Here is a 9534-nt window from a genome sequence, read left to right as displayed (position 1 = left end):
TGCACCTGCGGAATGTCGGCCCCAAGCGACATCGAAATCACGGCGCACCCGTTCGCCATGGCCCAGTCGATTCCGGCGATGATGCCGCCGTCGCTGCCCGACCCCGAGTCGCCGAGTACCTTCCCCGCGAAGATTTCCGCCTCGTAGGCCACGCCATACGCCGGGCCTTCGGATGGCGACCGCGGGCCACAGGAGGTCCCGATGCAGTGGGTGCCGTGTCCGTGCCCGTCCTGGGCCGTCTCACCGGGTACGAAAGACTCAACGGTGATTTGCCGGCCGGCGAAGTCCGGGTGGCTTGAGTCGAACCCGGTGTCCAGCACCGCGACCCGGATACCCTCGCCGCTGAAGGGGGATGTGTCCGCGGCGACGGCCTGAAGCCCCCAGGTGAGCTGCGCGCTGTCCTGGAACGACGACGAGGCTCCCCCGGGCTCGTCGGTGAGCACGTGGTGGATGAGTTCCGGGGAGACGGAGATGACGGTGCCCTCGTCGGACGACGAGCTGAGTGCCCGCTGCTGTTGCGGATCTGCGGACACGACAGCAACCCCGAGGTGGGAATAATACGTGGCATCAGCTCCCTCAGTGTCGGCTGGAGATGCGGCACGGGTGCCGAAGTCGCGGGAATCAGCGACATGGGACATGCCCGCAGCAGACCGAAGCAGCTCTGGAGCGTTCTCCTCGGCGTCGGCGAAAACAACTATGAAACGACCGGTGGTCTCCGGTTCCTGACCGCGGGGTCGGCTACCTGAGGACTCAGATTCAATCATGGTGGCACTCTACCTCTGGGTTCCTATGGGATAAAGACCCAACATAACGCCGCCGACGTTACTGCGGCGTTACTCGAGAAGCACCGGGCGGCAACAGCCTGGACCGCTGATTGACGGTAACAGCCGAGTAACGCCCGTGACGGGAGGATAGGACGAAGGCCAGACCCACCGGAAGAAGACCGCCATGACCGATAACCCCCAGCCCACGCCCAGTGCGATCAGGCTGATCTTCGAGTACGACGGCGACGACGTCCGGCTGATTCTGCAGCAACCCGTCGATGTCGCCGTCACCGGGTTTGATGCACACCCGGAGGTGAGAGCCGGCCGCTACGCCGAGGTGCGGGATGCCGACGACACGCCCCTGACCCGGGTGCCGGTGCGGACCAGTGACCTTCACAGCGCTGAGGTGTTCCCGGAAACTCCGGGCGAGCCCATCACCAGGGTCCAGGTGGAGCGGCCCACTGGCGCTTTCACCGTCGTCGTCCCGGCCCCGGCCGCTGCACGGTCCATCGCCTTGATCGACGTTGCGGCTCCCGATCCGGAGGACACCGGCAGCCGGGATGCTGCACCGCCCGGCGACGGCGGGGACGGCCGACAACTCGATGGTTTCCGCGTCACCGACATCACCAGCTTTGCCATCGAGGGACGAGGTGACACGAAATGACCACCGCCGATGGGACAGTGATTGGCACCACCCAGATCCGGGGCTCGGCGCCGCGAAACCGGGCCTTCAATGTGGTGCTCCTGGGGGATGGGTTCCGGGCGGCGGAGCAGGCCTCCTTCGATACCGCCTGCACCGCACTGGCGAATGCGTTCCTTGGTACACCGCCATTCAACGAACTGGCGCCAGCCATCAACATCTTCCGGGTCAATGTCTCGTCAACCGATTCCGGTGCAGACGATCCGGCGGCTGCGGGCGGCACGGGCGCAACCGTCCGAACCTACTTCGATTCCACGTTCGGCGGCAACGGCATCAGACGTCTGCTGCTGTGCAACGCCGCGACAGCCCTGACGGTCGCTGCTGCCCAGGTACCGGAATTCACCACAGTGCTGCTGATCGTCAATTCGACGATTTACGGTGGCAGCGGCGGATCCATCGGGACGTATTCGCTGGCGGCGAGCGCCACCGAAATCGGGATCCACGAGATGGGACACACCGCGTTCGGGCTCGCCGATGAGTACCCGTACTATGCTGGCGGCGACGAAACCGGCCAGGACCACCATCCCGGTCCGGAGCCGGGGGCACCGAACGTCACGATCAACCGGAACCGGGCGTCCCTGAAGTGGCGGTGGGCCGTCAACGCGGCAACCGCCATCCCCACCATGACCAACCCGGACTGCAGCACAGTGGATTCACGTCCCAGCCCAGTGGCCGACGGGACGGTCGGGGCTTTTGAAGGGGCCCACTATTACCACTGCGGCGCGTTCCGGCCGGAGTTTGCCTGCAAGATGCGCGACCTGGGGGTGCCGTTCTGCCGGATCTGCCGGCAGGTGATCTGGAACCGAATCGGACCGCTGGCGGCGTTGACCGCGCGGGCAAAGACGCCCCTCACGGTAATCGATAGGTACCCCGAACACCTCGATGTGTTCGCCGTCGCATCCGACGGGCGCACCATGTCCAACTGGTGGGACCAGAGCAGCGGCTGGGCGGGATGGTTCCAGCTCATGGGGGGCATCGCCTCACCGGGAGGTGCGGGATCACCGGTGACCGCCGTCGCCCGGTACTCCGGACATCTGGATCTGTTCACCGTCGGGACCGATAACCGGGTGTACAGCGCGTGGTGGAGCTCATCGGGTGGCTGGTCCAACTGGTTCCAACTCGGCACCCTGGTTGCCCGGGCCGGGGCGACCGTGAACGTCCTCGCACGGTACGCCGACCACCTCGATGTGTTCACCACCGCCGCGGACGGCAGGATCATGTCCATCTGGTGGGACGTGCGGACCGGCTGGTCCGGGTGGTTCCAGGTCTCAGGGGGTGTCGCGGCAGCCGGTGCGACCGTCACGGCCATTGCACGGTACCCGTTCCATCTGGATCTATTCACGATCGGCACCGACAACCGGGTCTGGAGTTGTTGGTGGGATGATCGCAGCGGCTGGTCCCGTTGGTTCCAGGTCGGCGCGCAGCTCGCCCGGCCTGATGCGACAGTCACTGTGGTGGCCCGCCACCCAGATCATTTGGACCTGTTCACCACTGCCCCTGACGGCAAGATCATGTCCACCTGGTGGAGCGCCCGCACTGGTTGGGGCAGCTGGTTCCAGGTCTCCGGAGGCGTGGCGTCCGCCGGATCACCGGTCACTGCAGTTGCGCGGTATTCCAACCACCTGGACCTCTTCACCGTCGGCACGGACAACCGGATCTACAGCACCTGGTGGCACGACACCACCGGGTGGGCAGGATGGTTCAACATTTCGGGCGGCGTCGCGAAACCGGGCAGCCAGGTCGCCGCCGTGTCTCGGGTGACCGAACATTTGGATGTATTCGTCATCGGATCGGACAGCGTCGTCTACAGCACGTGGTGGAACGCATCGACGGGGTGGGCTGGGTGGTTTCAACTGGGTATCACCTGACCTACCACCAGCGACGTATGCTCTTCGCATGGCCAAATTCTTCGATGTGCACCCCGACGATCCACAGCCGCGCGCAATCGGGCAGATCGTCGACGTCGTCAGGTCCGGCGGGCTCATCGCCTACCCGACGGACTCTTGCTACGCGCTCGGCGCGCAGCTGGGCAACAAGGACGCGCTGGACCGCATCCGCTCCATCCGGAAGCTCGACAACAAGCACCACTTCACGCTGGTCTGCAAGGATTTCGCGCAGCTTGGCCAGTTCGTCCACATCAATAACGATGTTTTCCGCAGCATCAAGGCCGTAACGCCAGGCAGCTACACGTTCATCCTGCCGGCCACCAAGGAGGTGCCGCGCCGGTTGCTGCACCCCAAGAAGAAGACCGTGGGTGTCAGGATTCCGGATCACCGGATGGTGCAGGCCCTGCTCGCCGAGCTTGGCGAACCGTTGCTGTCCAGCACCCTTCTGCTGCCCGATCAGGAAACGCCGCTGACCCAAGGCTGGGAAATCAAGGAAGAGCTCGACCACCAGGTGGATGCGGTCATCGATTCGGGCGACTGCGGCGCCGAACCGACCACCGTGATCGACTTTTCCAGCGGCTCCGCCGAAGTGGTGCGTCACGGCATGGGCGACCCGTCCCGGTTCGAGTGAGTGGTGTTGCCAGCTACGTGGGGTATTCTCAGCCCTAGACGGCCTCGGTTACCGTCGTTTTGGGCATTCATCACCGTCTGACCGCACGGCGAGCCAGCACGTTAAGGTATCCCGTGAACAGACAGCACCGCTCTCAGACAGGCAAGATCCTTCCTGTTTCGTCCTGCGAGGCGCCCCACGAATCAGCTACGCGGTACGAACTGCGCGCCTCACTCTCGACTCGCACCGTTAGAGGTTTCCCAGCACCGGCAGTAAACCCGTCGCCCAGGGCAGACCTTGCCCGGGGATGAACACCGTCGACCGGCTGGAGGCCAGACATGAGCTATTCAAACGAACTAACCATCAAACGGCTGCGTGATAGTGGCGCCGACAAGGATCTCCTCCATCAGTTGGAGCAGGTCGATGCGGAGATCGACGTGATTCTCCGGTCGGGCGGGACCTCACAGGATGTGAGGGAAACCCAGCAACTTTTTGACGATTTGTCGGCTGCCGCGGTCGACGCAGCTGTCCAGCCCGTCCCCTCGGGACACACGGGCGCTGGACACCAGACGCAATAATAAGACCATGACACGCACCGAATCTCTTGAGATCGAACGCAAGTACGACGTCGGCACCCATGAGGTGGTCCCCGACCTCACCGGCATCACCGGCGTGGCCAGCGCGGACGACGGCGGTACCGTGGTTCTGGAAGCCCTGTACTTCGATCTGCCGGACCGGTCGCTGCTGCGCCACGGAATAACCCTGCGACGGCGGCGCGGGGGCAAAGACGAGGGCTGGCATACCAAGTTCCCGGCGGACGCGGACCGGCTCGAGGTCCAGGTGCCGCTGTCCGGCACGGGCGATACACCGCCGTCGGAGGTACTCGATCTGGTTCGGGTCCATGTCAGGAATAGTGCCCTCGAACCAGTTGCACGAATCACGACCACCCGCACCATCACCACTCTGGTGGATGCGGCTGGCACCCCGCTGATCGAAATCAGCGATGATGTGGTCGACGCAGAGGACCTGACCACCGGCGTCGAACGGTCCTGGCGGGAATGGGAAGCAGAAGTGCAGGGCGGAGAACCCGCTCCCGATGATGCCAGGCAGGCCCTGGTGGACGCCGTCGAGCACTCCTTGTTGAACGCTGGCGCCGCCCCAGCCGCCAGCACGTCGAAACTGGCCCGGGCCATGGGTGGCCAACCCCAGCTCGCTCCGGTCCACGGTAAGCCCGGCTCTGTCCGGAATGTGCTGACCGCTTCGTTCCGCCAGGTGGCCGCCGAACTGGTGGCGTGGGATCCGCGGGTGCGCCGCCACGAGGCAGGTTCGCTGCACCAGTTGCGGGTGAAGGCTCGCACTCTGCGTAGCATGCTGAAGACCTATCGGCCGCTGCTGGAGGGCGGCCCGGCGGGCGAGCTCGAAGGTCAGCTGAAGTCACTCGGCCGGAATCTCAGCGCCGCCCGTGACGCGGAAGTGATGCAGGCGCTGATCGTGACCCGCATTGCCAACCGGCCACCGGGGTCAATCCCCCGGCACGTGATGAGGCGGTTGGACAAGTCATCGGCCGCCCGGTACCAGAAGGCCTACTCGGCAGTCCTCCGGGACCTCAATTCCGCTGAATACTTCGCTACCCTTGATGCCCTTGACGAGTTCACCGCCCGGGTCCCGCTGAAGGGCGAGAAGAACAACGGCGGGAAGGCTGCCACGAACCTTCCGCCAGCGGTCAACCGCCAGCAGGAGATCGTGGTGAAATCCGCTCAACGTGCCAGCCGCGCATCAGATCTGGACTCCCAGCTGGAGTTGCTGCATGAGGTGCGCAAGAGGTCCAAGCGCCTGCGCTACGCGATCAGGTCGGTTGAGGGGGCCTCGGGATTCGCTTTCGGCGGGCAGGTGGGAAAGTCAATGAAGTCGTCGGAGAAGATCCAGGACATTCTGGGAACCCACCGCGACAGCGTCCTCTTTCAGGAGTATCTCCTCAAAGCATCCCGTGCGGCGCGACGGGCCGGAGAGAACACTTACGCCTACGGAGTGCTTCATGAGGCCGAGAATTCGATCCAGGCCGATGCTGAAAGAAAATTCCGGAAGAGCATCAGGAAGCTCAGCTGACCGGAGAGCGCACACCATGACCCACCCCACCCAGCCTTGGAACCGCTCACGGTGGGATGCTTCCGCCGAGCTGCCGGAGCGAAACAACGGCGGCTTCGGAGAGTGCTAGCAGGTCAGCGGTCGCGTCGGATCACCGGTCCTGGTAGTTCACCAGTCCTGCCAGCGGCGGTTGCCCTGAAGCGGGATGGCGCGTCGCGCGGGGCCCCGCTGTTCGCTGTCTTCCGTGGCCCACGAGATGAGCACGGCTGGCTTTTTTCCCCGCAGATAGCCACTGAACGTGGCCTCCCCCGAGGTCTGCATGGTGCTTCGCAGATTCGAGGACTCCACAGCGAACTGCTCGAATTGCACGTCGACCGCAGTTGCCTTGGCTGATCCGGTGTTGGTCAACACCCAGATGTTGTCCTTCTGCCAGTACACGGCCCAGTCAGCTTCCCGCAGCCGAGGGGGTTCAGGCACTTCAACCTGACCGGCGGTCACAGCCTCGGGCGTGCGGCGATGACGGTCCGCAGCAATCGCTGCCCACCCGCCGGCAAAGCCGAATCCCGCGGCAACAATCGCCATCACAGGGAACCGGATCCAGTCCATCACTCGTTCCCCAATCCGCTTTCAGTCGGTCACCCGGTAAGCAATTAGCCGCCCGTGGTGTTGCCGCGTCCCCGTGAAATCTAGCACTGAGCCGACCACACTTTTGACGCTGCCCCGCTGAAAGGTCCGGGTCGGGTGCTACGCTTATTTCGTTCGAATATATGTACTAATCGAGGGATGCCGTGACCGTTGTAGCCCATATTGCTCAGTTACACGGAACCCCGCCAGGCCACTTCACCGACGTCGCGCCGGTCTCCGTTCCCGCAGGTTTCCCCTCGCCCGCACAGGACTATTACGACGGCGGGATTGACCTCAACAAACACCTGATCAAAGACACCACCTGTACTTTCATCGTGAGGGTCTCCGGCGACAGCATGTCCGGCGCCGGTATCAACGACGGGGATGAGCTGATCGTGGACCGGTCGTTGGCGCCCCACCACGGCTCGGTGGTGGTGGCGATCCTGGACGGCGAGTTGACGATCAAACGGCTACACCTTGGCGCCACCGGGGTCATCCTCAAAGCGGAAAATCGCGACTATCCGGACATCACTGTCGCTGAACTGTCCGACTTGTCGGTGTGGGGGGTAGTCACCCGCTGCCTGCACTACGTGTAAGCCGCTGCGATGACCGATTACCATTCCCGGATGCCCGATGGCCCGGGCCATTACCCGTCGGCGGCAGCAGCCGACCGTACCAAACCGTCCCGGATAGCTCTCGTCGACGTCAACAGCTTCTACGTCAGCTGCGAACGTGTCTTCGATCCCAGCCTGGCGGGCGTCCCGGTGGTGGTCTTGTCAAACAACGACGGCTGCGTGGTGGCCCGGTCCAATGAGGCGAAAGCCCTCGGCATTCCGCTCGGCGAGCCGTGGTTCAAAATCTCCGCCCAAGCTCCCGGCTGGGGGCTCATTCAGCGCTCCAGCAACTATGAGCTCTACGGAGACCTGAGTTCACGGGCCATGGAGCTGATGGGACGCTTCGCCGCCTGGCAGGAGGTGTACTCGATCGATGAGTCCTTTCTTGGTCTCGCGGGTTCGCCGCAGTCCTTACAGGATCAAGGCTGGGCCATCCGGGCCGCCATGGCGCTGCACACGGGGTTGCCGGTCTGCGTCGGAATCGCCCCGACCAAGACCCTTGCCAAGTTCGCCAACCGGGTGGCCAAACAAAACCCTGCGATGGGTGGCGTCTGCAATCTCGACACCATGCCCGGGGCCCACATCGACCACATCATGTCGCGGGTCCCGGTCACCGGGGTCTGGGGTATTGCTGGCCGGCTCGGAAAACGGCTCAATGCCATCGGCGTGTTTACCATCGCTGACCTTCGTGCCGCTGACCCGTTGTTGATGCGACGGAAATTCTCGGTCCTCATGCAGCGCACCATCCTGGAGCTGCGCGGTGTGCCGTGCATCGAACTGGAAACGGAGCGCGCGGACAAAAAGCAGATGATCTTTTCCCGCTCATTTTCGACGCCGGTCACTACGCTCGCTGGAATGCATCAGGTGATGAGTCTCTACGCGCAGGCCGCGGCGGTGCGCCTGTCCCGGGCGAAGCAACTCGCCAAGAGCATGACCGTCTTTGCTGGCACATCACATTTCCACCGGACTGCTTCCTCCTTCCCGTCCGTGACCGTGAGACTGACCGCCCCGACCGCTGATCCGGTGGTCCTGACGCGGGCGGCTGTCGGGGCCCTTGAGGGACACCTTGGGGAGGGGGTCCCCTACGCTCGGGCCGGGGTGATGCTCACCGATCTGTCCCCCGCCGGGTTTCAACCGCAACTGGACGTCTTCGTTTCGGTGCACGAGCGGCGCAACATCGGAGCGCTCCTCGGCGAGGTGACCCAGAAGTACGGTACGGGAAGTATCGGACTGGGTCGGGCCGGTATGTGCGCCCCGGCCGATTGGACCATGAGCCGCCGGTATTCCTCCCCCCGGTACACCACCGAGTGGGATGAACTCGCCATTGTGAAAGCCGACTGAGTAAGGCCAACTGAGTAAAAGCCGACTGGATGAAAGTACTGCCGACCACTGACCACGGGTGGGCCTTGGTCCCCCTCAAGCAAATGACTCTGCGGCCGGTTCTGAATTCGCCGGCACGATAGGCCCCGCCGGTGACGCGCGCGGTATTGTCCCGATACTGGCGCTGCCTGGTCACAGTACTTCCCGGGACCGGGTGCTAGGCGATTGCGTCCTGTCTGGCCCTACCCGAGAGCTCGAGAACCCGCTCGCACAGCGCGGCCTCTTCCTGATTGTGGGTGACCATCACCACGAACCTGTCGGCCAGTCCAGCACGCAGATCGGCCAGCAGATCCCGGGCCGCCACCGGGTCGAGGTGGGCGGTCGGTTCGTCGAGGAGCACGACGTCGGCCCTCGTCAGCAGGGCCCGGCCAACGGCGAGGCGTTGTTGCTGCCCGCCGGAAAGCCAGGTGCCGCCCGGCCCAACCTGGGTATCCAGTCCTGCGGGCAGGTTATGCACAAAATCGCCCAACCCGGCCCGGGCCAAAGCGGCAGCAAGTTCAGCCTCGGATGGTGGGTCGGCCGGGGTGCGGGCCAGGGCGAGGTTGGCCCGGATACTGGATTGGAACAGGTGGGCTTCCTGGGGGCACCACGCGATGCGCGGCGCACCGGTGGCGNCGTTCCGGCCCGCGCCAGACCGACGGGTTCCCCGTTGATCAGATAGCTTCCCTCCCGCATCGGCAGGAATCCGAGCAGCGCACCGAGCAGGGTCGATTTCCCGCTCCCGGAAGGGCCGGTCACCGCAAGCCACTCCCCCCGGCGGAGATCCAGGGACACGTCCGAGAACGCGGGAGCCGTCTGATCCGGGTAGGTGTAGGAAGCGCCCCGCAGCTCGAGCGAAGAGACGCTGGCCCCCGGCGGCCGTTCGGCGCGG

Annotated in this window: 10 protein-coding genes and 1 pseudogene; 7 read left to right on the top strand and 4 right to left on the bottom strand. The window is 64.5% G+C overall.

Features of this window, described 5'->3' with window-relative positions:
• Positions 1 to 764: S8 family serine peptidase (locus K728_RS22885; RefSeq protein WP_024475584.1), on the bottom strand; the 764-nt coding region annotated here is incomplete at its 3' end.
• A 184-nt stretch (positions 765 to 948) separates the two neighbouring features.
• On the opposite strand from K728_RS22885, the gene K728_RS22880 reads away from it, so the two are divergent.
• The 5 genes from K728_RS22880 (at position 949) to K728_RS22860 (ending at position 6066) form a co-directional block, all read left to right on the top strand.
• Positions 949 to 1428 carry a hypothetical protein gene (locus tag K728_RS22880; RefSeq protein ID WP_024475583.1) on the top strand — a complete coding sequence of 160 codons (480 nt, stop codon included), beginning with the start codon at positions 949 to 951 and terminating at the stop codon, positions 1426 to 1428.
• The gene (locus K728_RS22875; protein ID WP_019481433.1) at positions 1425 to 3332 is read left to right on the top strand and encodes a M64 family metallopeptidase; all 1908 of its coding nucleotides are present in this window, start codon (positions 1425 to 1427) and stop codon (positions 3330 to 3332) included. Before K728_RS22880 ends, K728_RS22875 begins: the two co-directional genes overlap by 4 nt.
• Before the next feature lie 28 nt (positions 3333 to 3360).
• Positions 3361 to 3981 carry an L-threonylcarbamoyladenylate synthase gene (locus K728_RS22870; protein WP_019481432.1) on the top strand — a complete coding sequence of 207 codons (621 nt, stop codon included), beginning with the start codon at positions 3361 to 3363 and terminating at the stop codon, positions 3979 to 3981.
• 317 nt (positions 3982 to 4298) lie between these two features.
• The gene (locus K728_RS22865; protein WP_024475582.1) at positions 4299 to 4538 is read left to right on the top strand and encodes a hypothetical protein; all 240 of its coding nucleotides are present in this window, start codon (positions 4299 to 4301) and stop codon (positions 4536 to 4538) included.
• A 7-nt stretch (positions 4539 to 4545) separates the two neighbouring features.
• Positions 4546 to 6066, top strand: a complete 1521-nt coding sequence (locus K728_RS22860; protein WP_024475581.1) for a CYTH and CHAD domain-containing protein — start codon at positions 4546 to 4548, stop codon at positions 6064 to 6066.
• Positions 6067 to 6213: 147 nt separating this feature from the next.
• Here the strand turns inward: K728_RS22860 and K728_RS22855 are convergent, their stop codons facing one another.
• Positions 6214 to 6654: a hypothetical protein gene (locus K728_RS22855; RefSeq protein ID WP_193353909.1), complete on the bottom strand. Its 441-nt coding sequence runs from the start codon at positions 6652 to 6654 to the stop codon at positions 6214 to 6216.
• Positions 6655 to 6833: 179 nt separating this feature from the next.
• On the opposite strand from K728_RS22855, the gene K728_RS22850 reads away from it, so the two are divergent.
• Together K728_RS22850 and K728_RS22845 are read left to right on the top strand one after the other, a co-directional pair.
• Positions 6834 to 7265 (top strand): LexA family protein, encoded by a 432-nt coding sequence (locus K728_RS22850; protein WP_024475579.1) that lies wholly within the window; start codon positions 6834 to 6836, stop codon positions 7263 to 7265.
• A 9-nt stretch (positions 7266 to 7274) separates the two neighbouring features.
• The gene (locus tag K728_RS22845; protein WP_024475578.1) at positions 7275 to 8624 is read left to right on the top strand and encodes a Y-family DNA polymerase; all 1350 of its coding nucleotides are present in this window, start codon (positions 7275 to 7277) and stop codon (positions 8622 to 8624) included.
• Between the two features lie 196 nt (positions 8625 to 8820).
• Here K728_RS22845 and K728_RS22840 read toward each other — a convergent pair whose 3' ends face one another.
• Positions 8821 to 9216, bottom strand: coding sequence for an ATP-binding cassette domain-containing protein (locus tag K728_RS22840; RefSeq protein ID WP_337587477.1), 396 nt, complete (start codon positions 9214 to 9216; stop codon positions 8821 to 8823).
• A gap of 140 nt (positions 9217 to 9356) precedes the next feature.
• Positions 9357 to 9401, bottom strand: a pseudogene (locus K728_RS22835) (hypothetical protein); the annotation flags it as partial.
• Positions 9402 to 9534 lie beyond the last annotated feature (133 nt).

Source organism: Arthrobacter sp. CAL618 (assembly GCF_000468215.1).
Classification (GTDB): Bacteria; Actinomycetota; Actinomycetes; order Actinomycetales; family Micrococcaceae; genus Arthrobacter_D.
Note: the sequence above shows the minus strand (reverse complement) of the source record. Positions and strands in the feature narration are given on the sequence as shown.

What these genes read in the sequence shown, in the direction of transcription:
- K728_RS22880 (WP_024475583.1), top strand. Translation starts at nt 949, where the DNA reads ATGACCGATAACCCCCAGCCCACGCCCAGTGCGATCAGGCTGATCTTC.
- K728_RS22875 (WP_019481433.1), top strand. Translation starts at nt 1,425, where the DNA reads ATGACCACCGCCGATGGGACAGTGATTGGCACCACCCAGATCCGGGGC.
- K728_RS22870 (WP_019481432.1), top strand. Translation starts at nt 3,361, where the DNA reads ATGGCCAAATTCTTCGATGTGCACCCCGACGATCCACAGCCGCGCGCA.
- K728_RS22865 (WP_024475582.1), top strand. Translation starts at nt 4,299, where the DNA reads ATGAGCTATTCAAACGAACTAACCATCAAACGGCTGCGTGATAGTGGC.
- K728_RS22860 (WP_024475581.1), top strand. Translation starts at nt 4,546, where the DNA reads ATGACACGCACCGAATCTCTTGAGATCGAACGCAAGTACGACGTCGGC.
- K728_RS22845 (WP_024475578.1), top strand. Translation starts at nt 7,275, where the DNA reads ATGACCGATTACCATTCCCGGATGCCCGATGGCCCGGGCCATTACCCG.